Origin of the sequence: Streptomyces sp. NPDC102451 (genome assembly GCF_044765485.1) — a bacterium.
Lineage (GTDB): Bacteria > Actinomycetota > Actinomycetes > Streptomycetales > Streptomycetaceae > Streptomyces.
Map to the genome: position 1 here is coordinate 113,041 of NZ_JBIWKD010000007.1, position 25,051 is coordinate 138,091.

Annotated in this window: 16 protein-coding genes, 2 pseudogenes and 2 CRISPR repeat arrays; of the genes and pseudogenes, 16 read left to right on the plus strand and 2 right to left on the minus strand. The window is 67.5% G+C overall.

Annotation, left to right across the window (positions count from 1 at the left end; genetic code table 11):
* Positions 1 to 16: 16 nt before the first annotated feature.
* The 5 genes from ACIRD8_RS18195 to ACIRD8_RS18215 all read left to right on the plus strand — a co-directional run bounded on the left by ACIRD8_RS18195 (position 17) and on the right by ACIRD8_RS18215 (position 7,126).
* A complete protein-coding gene (locus tag ACIRD8_RS18195) occupies positions 17 to 547 on the plus strand; it encodes an ATP-binding protein (protein WP_403992119.1) in 531 nt (176 codons plus the stop codon).
* An 11-nt stretch (positions 548 to 558) separates the two neighbouring features.
* Positions 559 to 1,050, plus strand: coding sequence for an SseB family protein (locus ACIRD8_RS18200; RefSeq protein ID WP_403992813.1), 492 nt, complete (start codon positions 559 to 561; stop codon positions 1,048 to 1,050).
* Positions 1,047 to 1,694 (plus strand): hypothetical protein, encoded by a 648-nt coding sequence (locus ACIRD8_RS18205; protein ID WP_403992122.1) that lies wholly within the window; start codon positions 1,047 to 1,049, stop codon positions 1,692 to 1,694. Before ACIRD8_RS18200 ends, ACIRD8_RS18205 begins: the two co-directional genes overlap by 4 nt.
* Positions 1,694 to 6,283: a putative T7SS-secreted protein gene (locus ACIRD8_RS18210; protein ID WP_403992816.1), complete on the plus strand. Its 4,590-nt coding sequence runs from the start codon at positions 1,694 to 1,696 to the stop codon at positions 6,281 to 6,283. The genes ACIRD8_RS18205 and ACIRD8_RS18210 overlap by 1 nt, the downstream gene beginning before the upstream one ends.
* A 384-nt stretch (positions 6,284 to 6,667) precedes the next feature.
* The gene (locus tag ACIRD8_RS18215; RefSeq protein ID WP_403992124.1) at positions 6,668 to 7,126 is read left to right on the plus strand and encodes a hypothetical protein; all 459 of its coding nucleotides are present in this window, start codon (positions 6,668 to 6,670) and stop codon (positions 7,124 to 7,126) included.
* A 56-nt stretch (positions 7,127 to 7,182) separates the two neighbouring features.
* On the opposite strand, the gene ACIRD8_RS18220 is transcribed toward ACIRD8_RS18215, so the two are convergent.
* Positions 7,183 to 8,379 (minus strand): ROK family transcriptional regulator, encoded by a 1,197-nt coding sequence (locus ACIRD8_RS18220; protein ID WP_403992126.1) that lies wholly within the window; start codon positions 8,377 to 8,379, stop codon positions 7,183 to 7,185.
* 141 nt (positions 8,380 to 8,520) lie between these two features.
* On the opposite strand from ACIRD8_RS18220, the gene ACIRD8_RS18225 reads away from it, so the two are divergent.
* The 11 genes and pseudogenes from ACIRD8_RS18225 (at position 8,521) to cas2e (ending at position 22,788) form a co-directional block, all read left to right on the plus strand.
* The gene (locus ACIRD8_RS18225; RefSeq protein ID WP_403992129.1) at positions 8,521 to 9,750 is read left to right on the plus strand and encodes an MFS transporter; all 1,230 of its coding nucleotides are present in this window, start codon (positions 8,521 to 8,523) and stop codon (positions 9,748 to 9,750) included.
* Positions 9,751 to 9,900: 150 nt separating this feature from the next.
* On the plus strand, positions 9,901 to 10,062 hold the full coding sequence (locus tag ACIRD8_RS18230) for a hypothetical protein (RefSeq protein WP_389674320.1): 162 nt from the start codon (positions 9,901 to 9,903) through the stop codon (positions 10,060 to 10,062).
* Between the two features lie 181 nt (positions 10,063 to 10,243).
* Entirely contained in the window at positions 10,244 to 11,629 is a 1,386-nt protein-coding gene (locus ACIRD8_RS18235) for a uracil-xanthine permease family protein (protein WP_403992132.1), read from the plus strand.
* 528 nt (positions 11,630 to 12,157) lie between these two features.
* A CRISPR array of direct repeats spans positions 12,158 to 13,162; the repeat unit is 29 nt; unit sequence CGGTTCACCTCCGCTCGCGCGGAGAGCAC.
* A gap of 171 nt (positions 13,163 to 13,333) precedes the next feature.
* The gene (locus tag ACIRD8_RS18240; RefSeq protein WP_403992135.1) at positions 13,334 to 16,198 is read left to right on the plus strand and encodes a CRISPR-associated endonuclease Cas3''; all 2,865 of its coding nucleotides are present in this window, start codon (positions 13,334 to 13,336) and stop codon (positions 16,196 to 16,198) included.
* 160 nt (positions 16,199 to 16,358) lie between these two features.
* The gene (casA, locus tag ACIRD8_RS18245; RefSeq protein WP_403992818.1) at positions 16,359 to 17,969 is read left to right on the plus strand and encodes a type I-E CRISPR-associated protein Cse1/CasA; all 1,611 of its coding nucleotides are present in this window, start codon (positions 16,359 to 16,361) and stop codon (positions 17,967 to 17,969) included.
* Positions 17,966 to 18,712: a type I-E CRISPR-associated protein Cse2/CasB gene (casB, locus tag ACIRD8_RS18250; RefSeq protein WP_403992138.1), complete on the plus strand. Its 747-nt coding sequence runs from the start codon at positions 17,966 to 17,968 to the stop codon at positions 18,710 to 18,712. The genes casA and casB overlap by 4 nt, the downstream gene beginning before the upstream one ends.
* A gap of 54 nt (positions 18,713 to 18,766) precedes the next feature.
* Positions 18,767 to 19,943: pseudogene (cas7e, locus tag ACIRD8_RS18255) on the plus strand (type I-E CRISPR-associated protein Cas7/Cse4/CasC).
* Positions 19,940 to 20,803: a type I-E CRISPR-associated protein Cas5/CasD gene (gene cas5e, locus ACIRD8_RS18260; protein WP_403992141.1), complete on the plus strand. Its 864-nt coding sequence runs from the start codon at positions 19,940 to 19,942 to the stop codon at positions 20,801 to 20,803. Before cas7e ends, cas5e begins: the two are co-directional and overlap by 4 nt.
* Positions 20,800 to 21,462 carry a type I-E CRISPR-associated protein Cas6/Cse3/CasE gene (gene cas6e / locus ACIRD8_RS18265; RefSeq protein WP_403992144.1) on the plus strand — a complete coding sequence of 221 codons (663 nt, stop codon included), beginning with the start codon at positions 20,800 to 20,802 and terminating at the stop codon, positions 21,460 to 21,462. The genes cas5e and cas6e overlap by 4 nt, the downstream gene beginning before the upstream one ends.
* A 71-nt stretch (positions 21,463 to 21,533) precedes the next feature.
* Positions 21,534 to 22,451, plus strand: coding sequence for a type I-E CRISPR-associated endonuclease Cas1e (gene cas1e / locus ACIRD8_RS18270; RefSeq protein ID WP_403992821.1), 918 nt, complete (start codon positions 21,534 to 21,536; stop codon positions 22,449 to 22,451).
* A gap of 25 nt (positions 22,452 to 22,476) precedes the next feature.
* Positions 22,477 to 22,788: a type I-E CRISPR-associated endoribonuclease Cas2e gene (cas2e, locus tag ACIRD8_RS18275; RefSeq protein ID WP_403992147.1), complete on the plus strand. Its 312-nt coding sequence runs from the start codon at positions 22,477 to 22,479 to the stop codon at positions 22,786 to 22,788.
* 19 nt (positions 22,789 to 22,807) lie between these two features.
* Positions 22,808 to 24,601: a CRISPR direct-repeat array (repeat unit 25 nt; unit sequence GTGCTCTCCGCGCGAGCGGAGGTGA).
* A gap of 43 nt (positions 24,602 to 24,644) precedes the next feature.
* On the opposite strand, the pseudogene ACIRD8_RS18280 reads toward cas2e, so the two are convergent.
* Positions 24,645 to 25,037: pseudogene (locus tag ACIRD8_RS18280) on the minus strand (recombinase family protein); the annotation flags it as partial.
* Positions 25,038 to 25,051: the final 14 nt, after the last annotated feature.

The window sequence follows — 25,051 nt, forward strand, 5'->3', positions numbered from 1 at the left end:
TCGTCAGTGTGGAGGAATGACTGACAAGCAGCCGCTCCTCCCCGTACGACCGACGCGCGCCCCACACGCCCGATTCCCCTGGCATCACTTCACGATGCGTTTCAGCTCCACCCCGCGCGGCGCCCGGCTCGCCCGACGGCTGGCCGGTGAACGCCTCGACGCCTGGGGCGTTCCGTACGGGAGCGAGGCGCACGATGCGCTGCTGCTGACCGTCGCCGAGCTCAGCAGCAACGCGGTACGCCACGGTCACGTGTCCGGCCGCGACTTCCGCCTCCGCCTCTCCGCCGAGGGCACGGCCATCCGCATCGAGGTCACCGACACCCGGGGCGAGCGCCTCCCCGCCCCCGCGGAACCGGCCTCACCCGATCAGGACGGAGGCCGGGGCCTCCTGGTGGTCGCGGCCCTGGCCGACCGCTGGGGCTGGTATCCCTGCGCGGACGGGCCGGGCAAGACGGTATGGGCGGTCCTGGACGTGTCCCCGTCGTCGATGCAGCAGGATCCAGCCAGTAGGCGAAGTCACGTTGCACTCGAAAATCCGTGCGTGTGATGATCCTGCGCATGACCACGGGTGGGGACGGGATACCGGAGCAGCAGTACAGGCGTTCGCGGTTGGCGGACCTGGATGATCTTTCAGGCCCGCCTCCCGAGCGGGCACCCGCTGCCACGTCGGTGGAGGCCGAACAGGACCAGTTGCGTACGGCCCGCCGCGAGTTTGCTGTGTTGCTGGGTGAGTTCCGGCGTACGGCGGTGCTGGTGCCGTTGGACGAGGCCGGTGACCTGTGGTCGGCGGAGCAGAACGGCGTGCGCTGGATCTGTGCCTTCTCGGACGAGGAGGCGTTGGCCCGGTTCGCGTTGGCCCGTGGGGATGCCGGGCGGGAGTGGACGTATCAGGCCGTTCTGGGCGCCAGGTTGCTGGATGTGATGGTGCCGTTGCTGCCGGGACCGGCGGGAGTGGCACTGGATGCGGGAAGTACGGACGGCATGTTGTTCCCGCCGGTGGCGGGCATCGTGCCGGACGCGGTTGCAGTGGATCTCGGGGGGATGCAGTGAGCGGGGAGAACGCGGATCTTCAGGTGCCGCCGGAGGCGTTGGCGGAGATCGCGAAGGGGATCGACCTGGCGCATGCGGAGTTGAAGGAGCTCGGCTTCATCGGTGAGGCGTCGGTGGGCCGGGGGTTCTCGGATCTCGCACTGTCGGGGCTGGAGCTGGGGCACGGCGGGCTGACGTCGGAGTTCGAGACGTTCTGCAACCGCTGGGAGTGGGGTGTCCGGGCCCTGACGCAGAAGGGCAACGGCTTCGCTCTCGGAGTGGGTCTGTCAGCGGGTTCGTACGCGGAGCAGGAGCAGTACGTCAAGGACTCGATCAAGATCGGCGTGAACTCCCTCAACGGGAACCCGCATGCCTCAGAGGACGAGGTCAAGGGGATGAGCTGGGACTCGGTCAGCCGGCAGTCGCCGTACGACGGGGCGGTCTGGAGCTGGGACTCGATGGCCGAGGCGAACGACGAGGTCGGCCAGACCTGGCGGGACACGATGTACGACGGCGAGGACGCGCTCCTCGACTCCTGGGAGAATTCCGGGCTCATCTCCCCGGAGCGGCGCGCAGAGATGGACGAGACGCTGAAGGAGAAGCTCGATCCATCTAAGGAGATTCTCGATCAGGCTGAGCAGCCGCGATGGGGGCAGAGCAACTGATGGTGGACTGGGGGAAGTGGGGCGGGGCCCTCTACGACGGGGCGGGCAATCTTGTCGACAAGGGCAAGGAGATCGTCGGCACAGGGATCGACAAGGGCACCGATGTGCTCGGCGCCGGGTTGGAGAGGGTCGGCGCCGACGAGTGGGCGGACAAGGTCGAGGACTGGGGCGATGAGACCGCGTCCTCGCTGGGCGCGGAGGTCAGGGAACAGCAGCTCGGTCAGACCGAGGAAGCAGATGAGCTGATCCATGGCAGGCCGGAGAAGATCAGCCAGGCGGTGAAGAACCTCCGCGACTTCCAGAAGGCGTTCGATCTCGTCGGCAGCGGGATGAAGAAGCTCGACTCTGGTCATTGGAAGGGCGAGGCCGCCGACGCCTTCCGCGCCAAGTTCCAGACGCTGCCGACCGACTGGGTCCGCGCGGCGGACGCGTTCGAGGACGCGGCCAAGGCTCTGGAGACGTTCGCGGGGACGGTCACCAGCGCGCAGGCCAAGGCCGCTGAGGCGATCGCCCTCTTCAAGGAGGGCAAGCAGGACTACGAAACTGCGGCGGCTGCTTTCAAGGAGAAGGCGGAGGCGTACAACGCGGTCCGGAACACCGACCATCCGCTTCCGCACCCGGGCACGTTCTCCGACCCGGGGGCGACCAAGCGCCGGCACGCGCAGGAGATTCTTCAGCGTGCCCGGCGCGCGCGTAACGAGGCTGCCGAGACGGCCAAGGGTGCGATCACGGCAGCGATGGCGCACGCTCCGAAGGAACCGACCGGCATGGACCGGGCGAAGCAGGATCTCATCGACTACGGGGTCGGCCAGGGCATGGAATTGGCCCATGTCGCCGGTGGTGCCATCAAGGGCACTGCGGGACTGCTCAACTTCGTCCGCTCGGTCGATCCGTTGGACCCCTACAACCTGACGCACCCGGCCGAGTACTACAAGGGCGTCAACATGACGCTGGCCGGGCTCGTGACCACCGTCACCAACCCCGACCGCGCGCTGAAGAACGCCTGGGACGCGGCCAAGGGCGACCCCTCGGAATTCGTCGGCCGGCTCATTCCCGAACTCATCGGCACCAAGGGCGGCGGCCTGATCAAGGGCGGCCTACGAGCTGGGATGAAGCACCTCCCTGAACGCCCCAAGGGCCCTCACCGCCAAGGCCACGAGCACAACCCCGACTCCAACGGGCAGCAGTGCAGCAAGGTCAAGTGCGCCGGAGACCCCGTCGATGTCGCGACCGGGCGCATGCTGCTCCCGCAGACGGACATCGTGCTGCCGGGCTCACTTCCTCTGGTCTTCGAGCGCGTCTTCGACTCCTCGCACCGGGCCGGCCGCTGGTTCGGCTCCGGCTGGTCGAGCACGGTCGATCAGCGCCTGGAGATCGACGCGGAAGGCGTGGTCTTCAGCTGCAACGAGGGCAGTCTGCTCGCGTACCCGCACCCGGCCCCGGGCGTCCCCGTCATGCCCACCCACGGCCGGCGCTGGCCTCTGGATCGGGTTGCCGACGGCTACACCATCACCGACCCCGAGACCGGCCAGGTCAGGCACTTCGTCGACCAGCCCACCGGGGAGCTGGCGCTCCTGGCCCAGATCGACGACCGTAACGGCCGCTGGATCGCCTTCGAATACGACAAGGCGGGCACTCCGACGTCGATCGTGCACCACGGCGGCTACCACCTGAAGCTCACGACTGGCGAAGGCCGGATCACTGCTCTGCACCTGGCAGGCGCCGCCCCCGACGGCACCGATCAGGAGATCCTCCGCTACGGCTACACCGACGGCCACCTCACCACTGTCACCAACTCCTCGGGCAAGCCCCTGCGCTTCGACTGCGACGAACTGGGCCGCATCACTGCGTGGACGGACACCAACGGCAGCCGGTACGAGTACGTCTACGACGAACACGACCGCTGCGTGTACCAGAGCGGCACCAACGGCCACCTCGAAGCCCACTTCACCTGGGACGACACCGACCCTGAGACCGGTCTGCGCATGACGTCGATGACGGACGGCATGGGCCACACCACGCGATATGTGATCAACGACCGCTCCCAGGTCGTCGCCGAGACCGACCCCCTGGGCGCGGTCACCCGCTACGAGCACGACCGCTACCACCGGCTGCTCTCCACCACCGACCCACTCGGGCACACCACCCGCTCCACCTATGACGAGCACGGCCGCCTGACGTCGGTGATCCGCCCGGACGGGCGAGAGATGACTGCCGAGTACACCGCCCTGGGCCTACCGATGCGGGTCAAGGGTGTGGACGGGAGGGTCACCCGACAGACCTATGACGAGCGCGGCAACCGTACGTCGGTCATCGATGCCTCGGGCACATCGACGACATACACGTACGACGAAGCAGGTAACCCGGTTTTCGTGACCGACGCACTCGGTCATCGCACAGTAGTACGGTGCGACGCGGCCGGACTGCCTGTCGAGATCACTGACCCTCTAGGCGCGACTACACGATACGAGCGCGATGCCTACGGCCGCCTGACGTCACTGGCTAACGCACTGGGGGCTGTCACGCGGTTCACCTGGACCACGGAGGGAAGGCTTGCTCGCCGTATCGATGCCGGCGGCAGCGAAGAGTCCTGGACGTACGACGCTGAAGGCAACTGCACCACCCACACCGACGCCATGGGTGCCGTCTCTCGTTTCGAGTACACCCACTTCGACCTCATGACCGCCCGCACCGGGCCAGACGGGGTGCGCTACGAATTCGCCCACGATGCCGCACTCCGCCTCACTCAGGTCCTCAATTCGCACAGGCAATGCTGGGAATACGGATACGACGCCGCTGGCCGTCTAAAATCAGAGACCGATTTCGACAACCGCACACTCACCTACGAACGCGATGCCGCAGGCTCTCTCGTCACCCGAACTGATTCCCTCGGGCAAATTACCCGCTACCGACGGGACAAGCTCGACCGTGTAATTCACAAGGACGTTGCAGGGGCGGTGACCACGTTCGAATACGACGTCTTCGACCAACTCGCCCAAGCAGTTGGACCGAATGGTACCCTCACCCGCCTCCGCGATCGGTACGGGCGCCTCAGATCTGAGACAGTCAACGGTCGCACCATGTCATACGAGTACGACACTCTCGGTCGGCGAACCGGTCGCCGTACGCCAAATGGTGTAACCAGTTCCTGGGTCTACGACTCGACAGGGCGACGCATATCCCTAACCACCTCCGGCCGCATTCTCGCCTTCGAGCACGATGCAGCGGGCCAAGAGACCACCCGTCACATCGGAGACGGCATCACTCTGGCCAACCAATACGACCCCATGGGGCGCCTCACCACTCAGAACATAACCGGCCCGGAAAATCGCAGCATCCAACGCCGCGAATTCACCTACCGCACGGATGGCCACCTCATAGGTCTAGCTGACCAACTGTCCGGCCACAAGGCGTTCGATCTCGACCCGATTGGTCGCGTTACTGCCGTTCACGCCGCCAACTGGACCGAGCGCTATAGCTATGACGCACTCGGTAACCAGACTGAAGCCTTCTGGCCGACATCACAGTCAAGCCAAGAATCTGTCGGCCCGCGCGTCTATACCGGCACTGTCATCACTCATGCTGGCAGCATTCACTACGAACACGACCAACTCGGTCGCATCACTCTCCGCCAGAAAACCCGCCTGTCCCGTAAATCAGACACGTGGCGCTACGAATGGGATGCCGAAAGCAGGCTCAGCGCCGTAACAACCCCTGACGGCAGAAAATGGAAATACTCGCACGACCCTCTGGGACGCCGAACCGAAAAGGAACATCTAGACTCCGGCGGAAATCCACTAGAAAAAATCTTGTTCACGTGGGATGGAAATGTACTGTGCGAACAGACCAGCATCGCCGAAAATCAACCACGTCAGGTAACCTTGACCTGGGACTACGATGGCTACAGGCCTCTGACTCAAACAGAGCGCATTAATTCAGCAGACGCCGCTCAAGATGCTATCGACGAGCGCTTCTTCGCCATTGTCACCGATCTGGTTGGCACGCCGACTGAACTTATTGACGAGTCGGGAACAATTTCCTGGCGCACTCGCAGCACACTGTGGGGTATAACCGCCTGGCCCACGGACAGCACAGCGTATATTCCACTCAGATTTCCCGGTCAGTACTTCGATCCGGAAACAGAGCTGCACTACAACTTGCACCGCTACTACGATCCTGGCACTTCCCGATATGTTACCGCCGATCCGCTCAGCTTGGGGCCAGCACCAAACGTCCACTCATACGTTACAACCCCTCTCACATGGAGTGATCCACTCGGCCTCTCGCCATGCCCGCATAGAGCCCTGGCTGAGACCATGGAAAGCAAGGGGAGCATTGTCAGCAAATACCCCATGAGCGCCGAAGAGGCTTTGAAAGCGGGTGAAGATTTTCTCGGCGATGGGTACCGAGAGCTAGGAAGGAATCGAGGTGTTTTCCGAAGCGCTGACGGACTCCGCCAATTCCGCATGGATCAGGACTCACTCGACGGAAACCACTGGCCCGACGTACCTCACGTTCATTTCGAAATGTTCCAGAACGCGGGAGATAAGCGACCGTACGTGAACAACCACGTACCGCTAATCGAATAGATAGTAAGGTAGGCCTCAATGATTAAAATCAATTCAATTGGCCGGATCGTCTCTGGAGAAGAAAATGGGAGGTTCGTAAGAGTCCAAGAACTCCCCGACGACCCGCCCAGCTATCTAATTCACACCGCCACAGATCGCGAATTCCATAAAGAAGGTGGCGATTCTTGGGTAGAAGACAAAGATTCGCTACAGCAATATTTCACTGAATCCCGCTGGGTCGTAAACTGGGAAGAATAATTGATGCCGAAGTGCTGCGCGAGGCGGCGGCCGACCTAATCTCCCTCGGGCCCGACTGGGACGGAGTGGCGAAGATTTGAGAGATCGGGCAACCCAGCTGGAAAGCTGAAACAGGGTGCACGAAAGATTAGAAAAGAGCTTCATTCCGTGTTCGAGGTAGAATTTTCGATTCGCTCGGGGCAGGGCGAGCCCAGCGGTTTCGACCTCGGGGACATGGTCATCGAGGGTGAATATGGTGCAGCGAGTTCGGGTGACCATGTTCCAGATCAAGGAATGATGATCTATCCTTCGGTGACCCTCCTTCTCGACTCCCTCAAGACGCTTCTCGCTGGCGAGAAGAAGCGAATTTCGTTCACGGGTACCGATACGTCGTTCCGTCTCGATTTTAAAGTTGACAAGGGCCTCGTGTCGGTGTCAACAGCCGGGGTACTGCTTGGCCGATCAAGACCCGAGGACCTTTCATACGCAGTCCTCCGGTCAGCCACAAGCTTTGCTGATGACAGTCTTTCGCGCCTTCCCGCAGGGGATGCAGCACAGAGCGACCTTCTTGCCTCTCTAAGAGATCTCCACACGGCCATGACGCGAGAAGGGCAGAGGCGTGATTGACCAACGGTCGCCCAGCCGTAGCCAGAAACCTGCCCGCAGAGCTAACGCTCGGACGCCTACCCTCCCGGGGTGAAGAGCGCCTCCTGCGCCGCCTCCCGTGCCGCGAACAGCGCGCCGCTCAGGACCGCGCCGCCGCCCAGCGTCCCCGCCCTGACCTCCGTACGCAGCGGTGACATTCGGGCCAACCGCTCCTCCACCCTGGCTGCGAGCGCGTCGCCGCCGGCGCGGCCGACCTCGCCCGCCAGGACCAGGCAGCCGGGGTCGAGGACGGAGACGACGGAGGCGGCTCCCAGGGCCAGGCGGTCGGCCAGTTCGGAAAGGAACGCCTCCCCACCCTCGCCGGCCCGCAGTGCGGCCCGGACGGCGAACGCGGCGGCGGGGTCCTGTTCCTGCTCCGGTTCCACCGCGGAGTCCCCCGCCCTGATGCCGTGCTCCGCAGCCAGCTCGCAGACCGCGGCCGAGCCCACCAGGGAGTGAAAGCCCCCGTCACAGTTGACCGCCGACGGGACGCCCGGGGTGCCGGGCACCGGCATGAAGCCGATCTCCCCGGCTCCGCCCGAGGCGCCGCGCCGCAGCTTTCCGTCGAGCATCACGGCGGCGCCGATGCCGTGGCCGAGCCAGAGCAGCACGAAGGTGTCCCGGTCCTGGGCGGCTCCGACGCGGTGTTCCGCGACGGCGGCGAGGTTGGTCTCGTTCTCGACCAGGACGGTGGCAGAGAGGCGCTGCTGGAGCTCCAGGACCAGGCCCCGGTGCCAGGCGGGGAGCCCGGCGGTGTTCCTGAGCTCGCCGGTGGCCGGGTCGATCAGGCCGGGGGCGCCGATGCCGACACTGTGCAGCGGGGCCGTGCCTGCCGTGCGGGCGGTGCGCTCCAGCAGCGCGACGGCGCGCTCGACGGCGGGCCGCGTCCCGGTGTCGCTGCCGATCGGCAGGGTGGCCTCGGCGAGCGTGACGCCGAGCAGGTCCGCGACGACCACGGCGACGCTGTCCGTCCGTACGTCCAGGGCGGCGAGGTGCGCGCGGTCGGCGATGATCCCGTACAGCCGGGCGTTGGGGCCCCGGCGGTCCGAGCCGCTCTCCCCTACCACCCGGACCAGGCCGGCGTCCTGGAGGCGTTCCACGAGGTCGGCGACCGTGGGGCGGGACAGGCCGGTCATCGTCTTCAGCTGAGTGGCCGTCAGCGGGCCGTCCTGCTGGAGGAGTCGCAGGGCGAGCCGGTCGTTGATGGCCCGGGCGGTGCTCGGGGATGCGGGCATGCCGGGATCCTTCCAGATGGATGAGGGGCCGGGCGCCATAAGGGTTATTCATCAGGCAGGGTTCCTGATAGTTTACAGCCCGCACCGCGCGGCCCGCCGGGGGCACCGGCGGGCCGGAATTCTCAGGGGAGGGCACGGCGTATGACACAGGATCCAGCGGTCCCGGTCTTTGGCATGGAGCAGGTCAGGCGGGCCAGATACGCGGTCGCCGCGGTCTTCGCCGTGCACGGGGCGGTGACCGGCAGCTTCGCGACCCGGGTCCCGTGGATCCAGGACCACGCCTCGGTGAGCGCGGGCCAGCTCGGGCTCGCGCTCGCCTTCCCCGCCATCGGCGCCTCGCTGGCCATGCCGCTGGCTGGCAGCGTCAGCCACCGCTTCGGGGCCCGGACGGCCCTGCGCGGCCTGCTGGCCCTGTGGACGCTGGCCCTGATCCTCCCGGCGCTGGCCCCGAATCTGCTCACGCTCTGTCTGGCGCTGTTCGTCTACGGGGCGAGCGCGGGCATGTCGGACGTGGCGATGAACGCGCTCGGCGTCGAGGTGGAGAACCGGCTCGACCGGTCGATCATGTCCGGGCTGCACGGCATGTGGAGCGTGGGCGCCCTGATCGGTTCGGCGGCGGGCACGGTCGCGGCGCACATCGGGGCCGACGCCCGGCTGCACCACACGCTGGCCGCCCTGGTGCTGACGGCGCTCGGCCTCGTCGCCTGTCAGGGCGTGCTGGACCTGCGCAGCCTCCCCGACGAGGAGGCGCCGCCGCGCTTCACGCTGCCGCCGAAGTCGGCGCTGGTCATCGGCGCGGTGGGCTTCTGCGCGGTGTTCGCGGAGGGGGCGAGTCTCGACTGGTCGGCCGTCTATCTCAAGGACATCATGGGCAGTTCCGCCGGGCTCGCGGCGGCCTCGACCACCGCGTTCGCGCTGACCATGGCCGTCGCCCGGATCGCCGGGGACAAGGTCGTCGACCGGTTCGGTGCGGTGCGGACCGTACGGGTCGGAGGCGTCCTGGCCACGGTCGGTGGGCTGCTCGTGGTCCTGGCCGGCGGGCCGGCCCTGGCGCTCTGCGGCTTCGGACTGCTCGGCCTCGGCGTGGCGGTCGTCGTTCCGCTGGCGTTCGCCGCGGCGGGACGGAGCGGGACGAACCCGAGCCGGGCCATCGCGGGCGTCGCCACCATCACGTACACCTCCGGGCTCATCGCCCCGTCCGCGATCGGCTCGCTGGCGGAGGCGACCTCGCTGCTCGCGTCGTTCGGCCTGGTCACGGTGCTGGCGTTCGGGCTGGTCCTGGGCGCCGGGGTGCTGCGGGCGGGCGACCGCAGGGTCGCGGAGGGCGGGGTCCCGCAGACGGCGCCGGACAGGACCCCGACGGGCGGCTGACGGCGGCGCTCTCCGGGGGCACGGAATGACTGGTTCCGCCGACGGCGGGGCCGAGCGCGGGGCCGGTCCGGCGCGGCACTACCATGGCTCTGATCTTTTCCGCGGGTGGGACCCCCAGGGCGCACCGCACACACCAATCAGGGAGCGACCATGGGCGGCCTCGGCGTGCGCTGGACCTTGCACGGCGACGGGAAGACCCCCGCACCGGGGGCTGTCGTGCGCCCCGACGAGCGGCTCTCCTGGCCCCGTACGTTCGGGCTCGGTGCCCAGCACGTGGTGGCGATGTTCGGCGCGTCCTTCGTCGCGCCGTAGCGCCCATGATGAGCGCGGAGACCAGCGCTCGCCCGCAGGATACGACGACGCAGGTGGAATCCCCACCCTCACGGCCCATCCTGTCGGCATGCGCCTGAACCGCGTGTTCCGCTAGTCGTCGAACCCCGGTCAGGCCGACGGACCTCAGCACCACCCCAGCAACACATCAAGGAGCAAGACCATGGCGGGCTTCGGCTGGAAGCTGCACGGCGACGGCAAGAGCCTCGCACCGGGCGAAGTCGTAAGACCGGACGAGCGGCTCACCTGGGGGCGCACCGCCGGCCTCGGTGCGCAGCATGTGGTCTCGATGATCGGGGCCTGTTTCGTCGCCCCGATCTTGATGGGTCTGGACGCCAATCTCGCCGTCATGGCATCCGGTGCGGCCACCATCCTCTTCCTGCTCATCACTCGTGGTCGCATCCCCAGCTACCTCGGCAGCAGTCTGTCGTTCATCGGCGTGGCCGCCGTCATCAAGACCCAGGGCGGCGACGCGGCAACCCTCACCGGCGCACTGCTGGTCGTCGGCGCGGTCCTCTTCCTCTGTGGGGCAGTCGTCCGTGCTCTGGGCGCACGCATCATCCACGCCGCCCTGCCGCCGGTGGTCACCGGCGCTGTGGTCATGCTGATCGGGTTCAACCTGGCTCCGGTGACCGCCGGCACCTACTGGCCGCAGGATCAGTGGACCGCGTTGCTGACCATGCTCTTCACGGGCTTCGCCCTTGTCGTACTGCGTGGCTTCTGGTCCCGGATCGCGATCTTCCTCGGCCTCGCCTTCGGATACCTGATCTCCTGGGTATTCGACCGCGTCTTCGGCAAGATCCACTCCCCCGCCGGAGGCACCGACGCGGTCGACCACTGGCGCCTCGACCTCTCCGGGGTGGCCAAGGCCGACTGGATCGGCTTTCCCACCTTTCACGCCCCGAGCTTCTCCCTTTCTGCAGTTCTCGTGGCCCTGCCCGTCGTCATCGCGCTCATCGCCGAGAACGCCGGGCACGTGAAGGCTGTTGGCGAGATGACCGGCGACCCGCTGGACGACAAGCTCGGCACGGCGATCATGGCCGACGGTGCGGCCACTGTGATGGCGACGTCGGTCGGTGGCCCCGCCACGACCACGTACGCCGAGAACATCGGCGTCATGGCCGCCACCCGCGTCTACTCGACCGCCGCCTACTGGTGCGCTGCCGGCTTCGCGATCCTGTTCGGGCTCTGCCCCAAGTTCGGTGCCGTCGTGGCTGCCATCCCCGGCGGGGTGCTCGGCGGGATCACCGTCATCCTCTACGGCATGATCGGCTTGCTAGGCGCCCAGATCTGGGTCCGCTCCCGCGTCGACCTGTCCAACCCACTCCACCTCGTGCCCGTAGCCGCGGGGCTCATCGTGGGAATCGGCAACGTCAGCCTGACGCTCACCGACAACTTCGAGCTCAGCGGCATTGCGCTGGGGACCTTGATCGTGGTCGTCGGCTACCACGCCCTTCGGGCCCTGGCGCCCACGCACATGAAGGACGAGCCGCCGCTCACCGAATCGGACAACCCGGGGTACGACCGAGGGCTGCCGGGCGGTTCGTAAGCCCGAACGTTCCGGCAAGGCACGCATGTCGAGCTCAGGAATGGCTGAGGAGGACCCCTGCACCTCAGCCTCGACAGCGACAGGACGCGGCGTGACCTCGGTCGTGTCGCTCTTCGTCGTGCGGATCAGCTTCAGACCCGACGCTTCCCCTTTCCCTCAGGAGATCGTCAAGGTCTGACGCACACACCTTCGTTTCCTCACCGAACAACTACGAAGACGCGAGCAAACCGTGAAGGCGCGGGTCAGCCGTCCCGACCAGGTCAAGAGAGACCGGGCAGTGTCGATCCGCTTCGGTGGTGCGCCGCCTAGACCGCCCTTCATGCGCCCTTTTCAGCCAAGGTTCACCCCGCTCGGGCCTTGGCTCGGCGGATCATCTCGTCGGCCACCGAGTCGCTGCCTCTCAGCCGCTATCCGCTGATCGTGATCGACTAGGTCGGCTACATCCCCTTCGAAGCCGAGGCCGCGAACCTGTTCTTCCAGCTGTGCTCTCCGCGCGAGCGGAGGTGAACCGTTTACGAGGGTGGTCTTCGGTTCACCTCCGCTCGCGCGGAGAGCACCCCCCGGCCGGCTTCCTCGCGGGCGCCTTCGGCGGTTCACCTCCGCTCGCGCGGAGAGCACCCCGGAGAGCTGGAGTGCGACTGACGCTTCTCCGGTTCACCTCCGCTCGCGCGGAGAGCACGGCCCTGATGGGGCTGAGCGGCTCTACGTGGACGGTTCACCTCCGCTCGCGCGAAGAGCACGACGCCGACCGGTGGGCCCGGTGGATGACCGCCGGTTCACCTCCGCTCGCGCGGAGAGCACACCGAGTTGGGGATGTAGACCGCGGCGAGGCGCGGTTCACCTCCGCTCGCGCGGAGAGCACCGGCGCATCAGCTCGGCGGTCTCGGCCAAGGACGGTTCACCTCCGCTCGCGCGGAGAGCACATGTCCCGGTACGCCGACGCCGACCCCGAGATCGGTTCACCTCCGCTCGCGCGGAGAGCACAGCAGCCCGATACCCGTCCCCGCGAGCGCCAGCGGTTCACCTCCGCTCGCGCGGAGAGCACGCAGGGCTCTCTGGCGCCTTCGACCTGTTCTCCGGTTCACCTCCGCTCGCGCGGAGAGCACTCGGCGAGCACCTCCACCTCAGGGGCCCCACGCGGTTCACCTCCGCTCGCGCGGAGAGCACACCGACGACGAGGTCAACCAGGCCCGAGCCCACGGTTCACCTCCGCTCGCGCGGAGAGCACCTGGTCGCCCATCACGGCCAGCGCCCCGCCGGCGGTTCACCTCCGCTCGCGCGGAGAGCACCGGAGGGTCCGCTCTGCCCGTCCTCGTCGCCGCGGTTCACCTCCGCTCGCGCGGAGAGCACGGGCCCGGTCATCACCCGGGCCCCAAATGTCCAGGTTCACCTCCGCTCGCGCGGAGAGCACCGAGACGGAGACCTACGTGCCTTTCCAGGACTCGGTTCACCTCCGCTCGCGCGGAGAGCACGTGGCCTCGTCCAAGGCCATGAGGAGAGTGGACGGTTCACCTCCGCTCGCGCGGAGAGCACCCTTCGCGACCTGGCCTTATCTGACCGGTTTGCCATTTCTTTGCCAAGCTTCGTCGCGCATGCATCTCGATTCACAGTGGCTGCGCAGCGAGTGTAAGGCCCACCTCACGCATCAGCGCCAAGTTGGGCTATTCGGGACGGTTGTCAGTGAGGGGTGCTATCTCTGTGCTCATGCTGAAGTGCGACCATGCGGGCCCGTCAGGGAACTGTGTTCTAGATGTTCGGCTGTGGGGGAAGGAGAGCGGGCTGCCCCGGCCGTATCCGGTGATATGCCACCTCCTTGATACCGGAGCGGTGTTCCAGGAGTTGTGGGATGTCGTTCTAAGCGACGAGACCAGGACTGCTGTTGCGGAGGCGCTCGGATTAAGTCTGCTGGAGGCGCGCACCCTGGTCTCGTTCTGGGCCGGGTTGCACGACTTAGGCAAGATCACCCCTCCGTTCCAGGCCCAGGTCCCCGCCTGCTACAAACCGATCAGCGATGACCCGACCTACGTCAACGCACAAGGCGCTGAGGGCGAGAAGAGTTTCCGCCACGAGATCGCCTCCCATTGGGCCCTCTATCCCCTCTTCGCGGAGGCCGGGTATCCCGACAGCGAGCGCCTGCTGCACAGATCGGTCAGTCATCAGATCGCACAGTTGCTGGGCGGCCATCACGGCCTCTTCGGTGAGGTCTTGAACCCCAAGAGGGCGGCGCGCGCCGAGGACTACAACCCTGGTCTCGGAAGGCAGGGTTGGGCTGCGCAGCGACGTGGGCACTTCATGGAGCTGCGGCGGGCCATGGGTGCGTTCGCGGTTCCTCGTGGTGGGTTGCCGGCCGGGTTGGCCGTGATGGTGTCCGGACTGGTCGTGGTGGCTGACTGGTTGGCCAGTCAGACGTCAGCCATCGAACAGCGGATCCCCGATGCGGGCTGGTCGGGGACGCCGGATCAGATCGATGCCCATTGGCGGGCTGCGGTGCAGGCAGCCCCGGACCTGGTGCGAGCGGCCCGGCTGGGCCGAACCCGGTTTGCTGCCGTGGAATTCGGCGAGATGTTCTCGTTTGCTCCCAACAGCTTGCAGCAGGATCTCCTGGAGCATCTTCCCGCGATGGTCGGTGGGCATGGGCCTGGGCTGGTTCTGGTGACGGCTCCGACAGGGGACGGCAAGACGGAGGCGGCGTTGTTCGCGGCCTCGGTGCTGGGCCGTGCGGCAGGTGCGCGGGGGCTGTACTTCGCGCTGCCGACAATGGGGACGGCGGACGCGATGCTGCCGCGGGTGGAGACGTTCGCCGACAGGGCACTGTCCGGAGAGCGGGCATTGATGCTGCTGCACTCGATGGCGTGGCTGAGCTCCGCGGTAAGCGGGGAGCGGGCTGCCGAGTCCGGCGCACCGGCCGGTGCGGAGTCGGTGAGTGCGGAGAAGGAAACCGCAGTCGAGGCGGACGGATGGCTGCGGGGGCCGAAGCGTGGACTGCTCGCCCCACTGGGCGTGGGGACGATCGATCAGGCTTTGAGCGCGGTACTGCCGTTGCGGTACAACGCTCTGCGGCTGTTTGGGTTGTCGGACAAGGTGTTCGTGGTCGATGAGGCGCACGCGTACGGGCCGTGGATGCACCAGCTTCTGCTGCGGTTACTGGAGTGGCTGGGCGCGATGGGCGCCCCGGTGGTGTTGTTGTCGGCCACGCTGACGGGGCGTTCGGCAGGGTCGTTGGTGGACGCCTACAGGCGTGGTGCGGGGTTCCGCGGGCCGTCGGGGGTCGTTCCGCGGTATCCGGGCTGGCTGTTCGTGAACGGCATCTCGGGTGAGGTGTCGGCTGCGAGGAGTACCGCGAGCAGTCGCGCCCGGACCTTGAAGGTGACTCACCGGCCGGTGGCCTGGGATGCCTCAGAGCCGGCGGGTGTACCGGTGCGGGATGGCGGTCGGCGTGCGGCACTGCGGGAAGTGCTGGCGCCCGTAGCCGAGAGCGGGGGTACGGCGCTGGTCTGCTGCACGACAGTGGCCGAGGCCCAGCAGACCTACCGGGATGTATGTGCGGCGTTCCCCGAGCTTGCATCTCGTCCCGGCGGGGTACGGCTGCTGCACTCCCGCTACCCGGCGAACGTACGTGCAGAGATCACGGCGCAGTGCGAAGCCGCGTACGGGAAGCCCGGCGCAGGGGCGGTCTCGGTGCGGCCGGGGTCGGTTCTGGTGGCGACGCAAGTGGTGGAGCAGTCTCTGGACTTCGACTTCGATCTAGTGGTGAGCGATCTGGCACCGCTGGCCCAGCTGCTGCAGCGGGCCGGGCGCGGACGGCGGCACCAGCGTGGTCCTCTCGGCCGGCCGGAATGGGCTGCCGCCGAGGATGAACCGGAGCTGGTGGTGCTCGACCCGTTGGCTGCCCCCGACGGTTCCGTGCCCCGCTCGTGGGGCACGGTCTACGACGCAGGACTGCTGGTACGCACGTCACAGACTCTGCAGAAGTGCGCCCCGCACGGCATAGCGGTCCCTGATGACGTCCAGCGGTTGGTCGACGAGGTGTACGAGGAAGAGTTCGTCGACCAGCTGGAGGGCGCCGCCCGCGAGGAGTTGGCACGGCTGGACGAGGAGCGGCTTGCGCGTGAGGCGGCCGAGCGGCACCTGGCGACCTGGACCAGCATTTGCGCGCCGGCGGATGTGAGGGGCGATCTCAGCAAGCTGTCCGCGCGGGAGGCTGGGGTGAGCGAGGAGTTGCTGACGACTCGCCTCGGCGCCGACACCGGTCGCGTGCTCTGCCTCTATGAGCAGGCTGGCGGGACCGCGACGCTTGATCCCGAAGGCAAGGCCCTGGTTCCCGCTGGAGGCCGGCTCGGGCTCCGGGCGGCGGAGCTGGCTGGCGTCGCGCGGCGGGTGGCGCCTGTGCCGGGGCGGTGGCTGCGCAGCGATGAAGCCGGTGCAGCGGTGCCGGAGAGTTGGGGAACGCATCCCTCGCTCCGCGATCTGGTAGTGCTTCACATGAGCCCCGCCGAGAAGGGTAGTTGGGTCTGTCGCCACGGGCGTTACACGATCTCGATATCTGACGTCGGCCTGGAAGCCGAGTGATCTTCACGTTTTATGCACTTCTCTCACATGTTTCCGCTACTTTTCGAGTGGGGTCTTCCGTAGCCGGCTGGCACGCAGTCAGCGGCCCCGCTGCTCCGTGAAGGGGCACCTGTTTCCCTCTCGCCCTCCAGCGCTGCCTGAACGACGACAGGACACCCTCATGCCTACCGGCACGTACAACTTGATCGACCAACCCTGTGTCCCCGTGCGGTGGAAACCCGGCAGCACCGTCTCCGGCACCGGCACGTTGCCTGATCTGGTGGGGCTGCGTGAGTTGTTGCTGCGCAGCCACGAGATCACATCCCTTGCCGTCGCCGACGCGCCCGCGCACGCGGCCCTGCTCCGCATCCTGTACGCGCTCACAGCCAGGGTGGCGAATCTGACCGAGCAGGGTCCCGAGGGCGACTGGGACGAGCGCCGTCTGAAGATCCTGGACACCGGCCGGTTTCCGCCCGAGCAGATCGATGCGTACTTCGAGGAGTTCGAGTCCCGATTCTTCCTGTTCGCGCCGGACGGGCGTCCCTGGATGCAAGATCCACGGCTGGCAGAACAGTGCGACGCAACGAACACCGCCGGGGTCAACAAGCTCATCGTCACCCGTCCCTCGGGCAACAACCACTCCTGGTTCCGGCACGACACAGACACCGCCCCCGTACTGCCAACGGCCCCCGAAGCCTTCCTCAACCTGCTCGTCTGGCACTACTACGGGCCCTCGGGCCGGTGTTCGTCCCGTGAGGTGAACGGAGTGAAGAGCGCAAGCGCGACCGCCGGTCCGCTGCGCACGGCGCTGTCCTATCACCCTGAGGGCGATTCCCTCTTCGAGACGCTGCTCGCCGGCCTCGTGCCGCCGGAGGAGAGCGTGAACGGACAGGAAGACCTCTGCCCATGGGAGCAGGAGGACCTGCCCGATCCGGACCGTCCACAGAGGGAGTCCCGGGGGCCGCGCTCACGGCACACCGGCCGCTCACAGCACGCGCTGCTCCTGCTGCCTGACAAGGACAGCACCCATGTGCGGGACGCGTTCATCACTTGGGCCTACCGGGGTGAGCGGATGCCGCGGGAGGACGATTACCTGATCTGGCAGACCAGCCAGCAGGGCAACCGCTACCCGCGTCCCGCAGACTCCGGACGCGCTCTGTGGCGGGACCTGGACGCGTTGCTGCTGCAGCACCCGCCGACGGGCAGTGCGCACCCCGAACAGCCCCGCGTGTTCCGGACGGCCGTCGAGGTCTGCGAAGGCAGGGTGCGGGCACTCGGCTTCGACCAGGAGGGGCAGGCCAAGGACACCCAGTTCATTGATGCGAGCACCCCCTCCGTCCTCGGCTACGCCGAGGACAACGACCCGCGCACCGTCCCTGCCGTCGGCCGGCTGCGGCAATTCGGCGAAATGTACGGGCGCCGTCTGGACCGTGCCGTCAAGCGCGCCTGGGCCGCCTACGTCCGGGATACAAAAGCGGACGGTGCCACCTGGGCCGCCGAGGCCGCAGCCCGCTACTGGCCCCGCGCAGAAGCCGAATTCTGGGAACTTTTCCGTCTGTTGGACCGCACCGGTCAATCGGACGACGGCGGTTTCGACCCGGCAGCCACCCGCCGGGCATTCCTGCGTCTGGCCCAGGAGGCATACGACACGGTGACAGAGCCCGTCACTCGCACCGTACGCGGTGCAAAGGCCGTCTCACAGGCACGCCTCGACCTCTATGGCGGCATCCCGAAAAGCCGGGCGACCGTGCCCACTCCCAGCGCGAGGAAGACCAAGGAGACCACCGCATGACCACCACTCCCCCGCCAACCCTCGAGGGTACCGCCGAGCCATTCATCTCCCCGACCGGCAGGGTCCCGCAGCAGAGCGGCAAGCCGCGGGCGGGCCGCTCGCGCGCGTTCACCAACTGGATCATGCAGGTCAGCGCCGAAGACCCGGGTGCCCGCAGTGCGCTGCGCAGCGGGCTGCGAAAGGATCTCGACTCGGTGCGGCGCATGCACCGCCTGGTCGCCCCGTGGCTGCCCGAGCCCCGCTCCGAAGATGTGGAACGGGCCTACTACACGGTCGCCGCGATGATCGCCGCCCAGCCCCGTAGCGCACTGGTCGTCCCGCAGAACACAACGGACGGTCAGGAAGAGCCCGGCGAACCGACTGCTGCCCCCACCTCGCGGCGGCGGCGCATCAGCCTTGGCACAGCCTTCGCGACCGCGGTCGCCGAAGGGCCGGGCCGGGAAAAGGAGATGCGGGCGGGAACAGCGGAGAGCCGCCTCAACCTCCTCACCCGCCAGAGCATCAACGGCATGCACCGACACCTGCCCGCCTCCGTCGGTTACCTGCGCTCGCTGGGCGTGGACGTCGACTGGGCGCAGCTCCTCGACGATCTCGGCAACTGGCGCAAGCAGTCCGGGCTGATCTCCCGTACCTGGCTCCAGGACTTCTACCGGGTTCGGAACAAGGCCGTGGCCCGGCAGGCGGACGAAGCCGACGAGAAGGAGTTGGCAGCTGAGGCGACAGTCGCCCCCTCCGCACCCTGACAGAACCGAACGACCTCATACATATCGCACACCTCCGCACGAAGGAGTCACAGCATGGCCATGGCCGCCCGTTTCATCGACATCCACATCATCCAGAGCGTTCCGTTCGCCAACCTGAACCGTGACGACACCAACTCCGTCAAGACAGTGCAGTACGGCAACGTGCTGCGCACCCGGGTGAGCAGCCAGTCCTGGAAGCGAGCCGTGCGCGGCGTGTTCGAGGACCGCATCGGCCAGGAGGCCCTGCGTACCCGCCGCATCGGTGAACGCGTCGCCCTCCATCTCATCGAGGACCGCGGATGGCCGCTCGACCTCGCGCAGAAGGCGGGGGGCGCACGCGGCAGCTGCCAGCAGTATCAAGTTCGAACTCGCGAAGGACCCGAAGGACACAAAGCAGTCCATCACGAACAAGGTCCTCACCAACGCGATGGTCTACGTCCCCGACACCGCCGTAGCCGAACTCGCCGACCTGGCCGAGGAACACCGCGAGACGCTGCAAGGGGCGAAGGACATCAAGAAGCCCGCCGACAAGAGCGTCCTGCCCACCGACCGCGTCGAGGCGGTGCTGCGCACCCGCAACGGCATCATCAATCTGTTCGGCCGCATGCTTGCCGAAGTTGACAACGCAGGTGTCGACGGCGCCGTCCAGGTCGCCCACGCCCTCACCACCCACGAGACCGACGTCGAGCTCGACTACTTCTCCGCCGTCGACGACGTCACCGCCACCTGGGGCGACCAGAGCGGCAGCGGCCACATGGGCCACACCGAGTTCAGCGCCGGCACCTTCTACCGGTACGCCACCATCGACCTCCGCGACCTCGCCCACAATATCGGTGAGAACCCCGACGAGCTCCGCGAACTCACCGCCGCCTTCCTCGGCTCGTTCATCCTGTCCCTGCCCCAGGCGAAGAAGAACTCCACCGCGCCCCACACCATCCCCGACCTCGCCCACATCTGCGTACGCACCGACCGGCCCCTCTCCTACGCCGCCGCGTTCGAAAGCCCCGTCACTGCCGCGGGCCAAGGCGGCTACGCAGCCCCCTCCCGTACCGTCCTGTCCGCGTACGCCGAGGCGGCCAACCGCCTCCTGGGCACCGGCGGCATCCTCACCTCCGGCTGGGCCGGCCTCGACGACAAGGGCCTCGACGGCCTCGGAACCCGCCACACCAGCTTCGACGCCCTCATCAACGCAACCCTCGACAGCGCCCTCGCAAACGGCGGCACAGCGTGACCACTCCTCACCCCGCTGCCGAGCCGGGCCTCCTGCTACGTCTGACCGGGCCCCTGCAGTCCTGGGGGCTGCACAGCCACTTCAACGAGCGTGACACCGCCGCCTTCCCGACCCGCTCCGGCGTCATCGGCATGCTCGCCTCCGCGCTCGGGCGGCACCGCGACCAGCCCATCGACGACCTCGCCGCACTGCAGCTGACCGTGCGCACGGACCGGCCCGGTGTACTGCTGCGAGACCTGCACACGGTCGGCGGCGGCCTCCCCGGCAAAGCGACCGTGACCACAGCCGAGGGCAAAAAGCGCCCCGGCGACACCGGCACCCTCCTTACCCACCGCTACTACCTCGCCGACGCCGCCTTCACCGTCAGCCTCACCGCCCCGCAGGCAACCACCGCAAGCCACGCTCTCCTGGACCGCTGCGTGAAAGCCCTGCGCTCTCCCCGGTGGTCCCTACACCTCGGACGCCGATCGTGCCCACCCGAAGGCCCCGTCCTGATCGGACAGAGCGACGACGCCCTGCACCACCTCATCCACCTACCCCTCGCCGCAGCACCCGGCCGAAACCATGGGGCAGAAGGCCACCCTGTCGAATTTCTGGCAGACCGCCCGCTGACCCACCTGCCCGCGCCGGCACACATGATCAGCGAGACCAACGAGGACGGCACCCACTCCTCGGGCGAAGTCAATGATCAGCCAGTCAGCTACCACCCCAGCCGACGCGCCTACCGCGCCCGGCCCCTGTACCGGCGCACCCTGATCCTGCCCAACTCCCAGTTCGCCGGGCTCGGAACAGCACAGCTGACCGCTCTGGGGCACTACCTCGACACCCGGCTGGAAACCCCCGAAGGGAGCCGACCTTGACGCTCTGGCTCACCCGCATCGTTCTCGACGCCCGCTCCCGGGAAAGCCGCCGCGACCTCGCAGGCGCCATCGGCATGCACCGCCGCATCATGAGCCTCTTCCCGTCCGATGCCGGCCCCGATCCGCGCGCCCGCTTCGGGGTCCTCTTCCGCACAGAAGACACCCCCACCGGGCCGAATCTGCTCATCCAGTCCACCCACAAACCCGACACCAATCTGCTCCCCGACGGCTACGGCACCGTTCTCACCCGCCCCCTCGACGCGCTCATCGACGCCATCCGGCCCGGGCTCACCGTCCGCTACCGGTGCGTCGCCAGCCCCGTCCGCAAACCCGGCACCACCACCCGAGCCCTTTACAACCTCCCGCCCGTCGTCCCTCTCACCGGCGCGGCAGCAGACGAATGGTGGCTCCGGCAAGCTGACCAAGGCGGACTCAAACCCCTCACCCACCACTCCCACCCCCTGGACGCCGTACGCGGCGAACGCCGCCCCACCGACGCCCCACCCCAGCGCATCCGCCACGCCCGGACCCAGTTCGACGGCACCGCCGCCATCATCGACCCCGACCTGCTGAGAGCAGCCATCCTCAACGGCATCGGCCGCGGAAAAGCCTACGGATGCGGCCTCCTCAGCATCGCCCCCGCGAGGCAGCCACAGTGACCCCACGCCCTGCCACCAGACCCCTCACCACCACCAACGCCCGACGCAAGCTCGCAGCGCCCACCGTCGCCATGCTCCCCCGCATAGCCGACTCCCTGTCCTTCCTCTACCTCGACATCGTCCGCATCCACCAGGACGACACCGGGGTCTGCGCCGAAGTCACCAGCGAGCAACGAGGACCAGAAACCGTCTACCTGCCAACCGCAGCCCTCAGCTGCGTCCTTCTCGGCCCCGGCACCTCTATCACCGCCCGCGCACTCACCACCTTCGCCCGAAACGGCACCACCGTCATCACCGCCGGATCCGGAGGCGTCCGCTGCTACTCCGCGGCCGTCCCCGAGTCACTCACCACCCTCTGGCTCGAACGCCAAACCCGCGCCTGGGCCGACGACACCCACCGCCTCGCCATCGCCCAAGCCATGTACGAGCTCCGCTTCGGAGACGGCACCGCCACCAGCGGAACCAACCTCGACAAACTCCGCGGCATGGAAGGCCAACGCGTCAAAGCCCACTACCAACTCCTGGCCCGCCAGTACAAGATCGGCCGCTTCCGCCGCGCCTATGACCCCGCCTCCTGGGACAGCCAGGACCCGGTCAATCTCGCTCTCTCGTCGGCCAACACCTGCCTCTACGGCATCGTGCACGCCGCGATCACCGCACTGGGCTGTTCACCAGCACTCGGCTTCGTCCACAGCGGAAACCAACAAGCCTTCGTCTACGACGTCGCAGACCTCTACAAGGCCGAACTCACGATCCCACTCGCCTTTTCCCTCCACGCGTCACCCAACCCCGAAGGGGAAGCACGCCGCTCCTTCCGCCACGAACTGCGCCTCTTCCAACTGCTCCCCCGCATCGTCACCGACATCCAGCAGCTCCTCGACCCGAACCACACCTACGAACAACCCGACCCCGAAGAACAACTCGTCGACCTCTGGGACCCGGTCTCGGGCTCCGTGCCCGCCGGCGTCAACCACGGGAACCAACTGTGACCCGCCCACCGGAAGGACACGGCCCATGGCCTCGATGATCGTCATCTCAGCCACCGCTGTGCCTGACCATCTGCGTGGTGCCCTCACCCGCTGGCTACTCGAAGTCACACCCGAGCTCTACGTCGGCACCGTCTCGGCGAAGGTCCGCGACGAACTCTGGTCAGCCGTCACCGCCTGTACCAACGACGGGATCGCGGTCCTCGCCCACCCCGCCGACAACGAGCAAGGCTTCCAACTACGCACAGCGGGCACCCGCCGCCGAGAACCCCTCGACTTCGACGGCCTCACGCTGATCGCATTTCAGCGAGAGAGTCAAGGAATGGCAAACTTGCTCTAACGTGCCAGGTCAAAAAGGGGTGCTCTCCGCGCGAGCGGAGGTGAACCGTCGGCCTGGTCCTGCTCGATCTTCTTGACCTGGTGCTCTCCGCGCGAGCGGAGGTGAACCGCCCTTGTAGGCGCCGCCGTCGACGACGAGGAAGTGCTCTCCGCGCGAGCGGAGGTGAACCGATCGTCTCCCAGCTGTTTCCCACTTCCCCCATGTGCTCTCCGCGCGAGCGGAGGTGAACCGCTGGACTGGTCAGCGTCGCAGCGCTTCACGTAGTGCTCTCCGCGCGAGCGGAGGTGAACCGCAGATCAACGACAAGATGGGGCAGCCGCTCGTGTGCTCTCCGCGCGAGCGGAGGTGAACCGGATGTGGCTGACCACGAGGCGCGGCTCCGGACGTGCTCTCCGCGCGAGCGGAGGTGAACCGACCATGGCGCCCTGCTGCTGTGCCGGGCCGCAGTGCTCTCCGCGCGAGCGGAGGTGAACCGCATGTGGCCAGGGTTTCGCGGTACGGGTAGCCGTGCTCTCCGCGCGAGCGGAGGTGAACCGCGCGGCGGCCCGTCGCCGACGACTCGGCCGCTGTGCTCTCCGCGCGAGCGGAGGTGAACCGCCGCGTACGGGAAGTACGTGGCGGTGAAACTGGTGCTCTCCGCGCGAGCGGAGGTGAACCGGAGGCCTTCACCGGCTGGTCGCGGGCGTTGCAGTGCTCTCCGCGCGAGCGGAGGTGAACCGGCGTCATGAGCGACGACGAGAAGAGCCTCCGGGTGCTCTCCGCGCGAGCGGAGGTGAACCGGCCTTCGGCCCGGTCCGGATGTTCCTCAACCAGTGCTCTCCGCGCGAGCGGAGGTGAACCGACCGAGTGGGAACAGGGTGTACGCCGGCCCAAGTGCTCTCCGCGCGAGCGGAGGTGAACCGTACGCGAGCGGTGGTCTGGTCGGTTACCCGGGGTGCTCTCCGCGCGAGCGGAGGTGAGCCGAGCCTGGTCATCGACGCGTGGTCGTGGCTGAAGTGCTCTCCGCGCGAGCGGAGGTGAGCCGCCCAGCGCAACTGGCCCGAGGACGTCTTCATCGTGCTCTCCGCGCGAGCGGAGGTGAGCCGCACCAGGGGCAGGGGCGGAGGAAGATCTCCGTGTGCTCTCCGCGCGAGCGGAGGTGAGCCGTCCCCGTCGCGCGTGATGGCGCAGCTCGGCCGGTGCTCTCCGCGCGAGCGGAGGTGAGCCGCGCCTGATCATCCTCAACCGGTGTCAGGGGCGGTGCTCTCCGCGCGAGCGGAGGTGAGCCGTTGGTCGTCTGCTACGACCCGGACACCACGACGTGCTCTCCGCGCGAGCGGAGGTGAGCCGGCCCCCACCTCGTTCAACCTCGGCGCCTACCAGTGCGCTCCGCGCGAGCGGAGGCGAGCCGGTGTCGTACTGGGGGACGAAGGAGCGCCTCACGTGCTCTCCGCGCGAGCGGAGGTGAGCCGTCGGTACGGCGTACCGATAAGACCACCGGGGAGTGCTCTCCGCGCGAGCGGAGGTGAGCCGGTCAACGACGGCCTGGTCAACCTGATGCGTACGTGCTCTCCGCGCGAGCGGAGGTGAGCCGTCCCGGGGAGGGGCTCACGGCGACCGACTGTGGTGCTCTCCGCGCGAGCGGAGGTGAGCCGGCGCCCGGCTGATGGTGGCCGGGCGCCGCACCGTGCGCTCCGCGCGAGCGGAGGTGAGCCGGTGTGTAGCCGCTCCAGCAGTCCTTCGTCGAAGTACTCTCCGCGCGAGCGGAGGTGAGCCGCCGACGCTCAACTTCACCGGGCTGTACGACGGGTGCTCTCCGCGCGAGCGGAGGTGAGCACGTCTGCCTGCTGGTCGCTGAACAGCTCAGCGATGTTGAGCATCTGCCGGATCGCGAAGCGGCCGATGTTCGTCCGCCCATCGAAGTCCTCCTTGACCGCACGGACTTCGATACCCAGCTCGGTGAGCCGGTCGAGGTTGGTCAGGGAGTCCTTCATGTTCCGGCCGAAGCGCGACCAGACCCACAGGATGAGGACGTCGAACTCCTCGCGCTCAGCCATCCCAATGATCTTGGAAATCTGGCGTTCCCCGAAGGAGCGTCCCGTCTTGCCCAAGTCCATGATGGGCTTCCCCACCAACTGCATGCCCTCCTTGGCAGCAAGCGTCTCGCCCTGGAACTGCTGCAGCTCCGGGCTGATCATGTCGTCCCTGGCCGTGCTGACCCGGAGGTAGATCAGCGCTCGTCGCGAGCGCCCCGTCCCGCTGCCTGCCATCGTCGTTCCTTGCC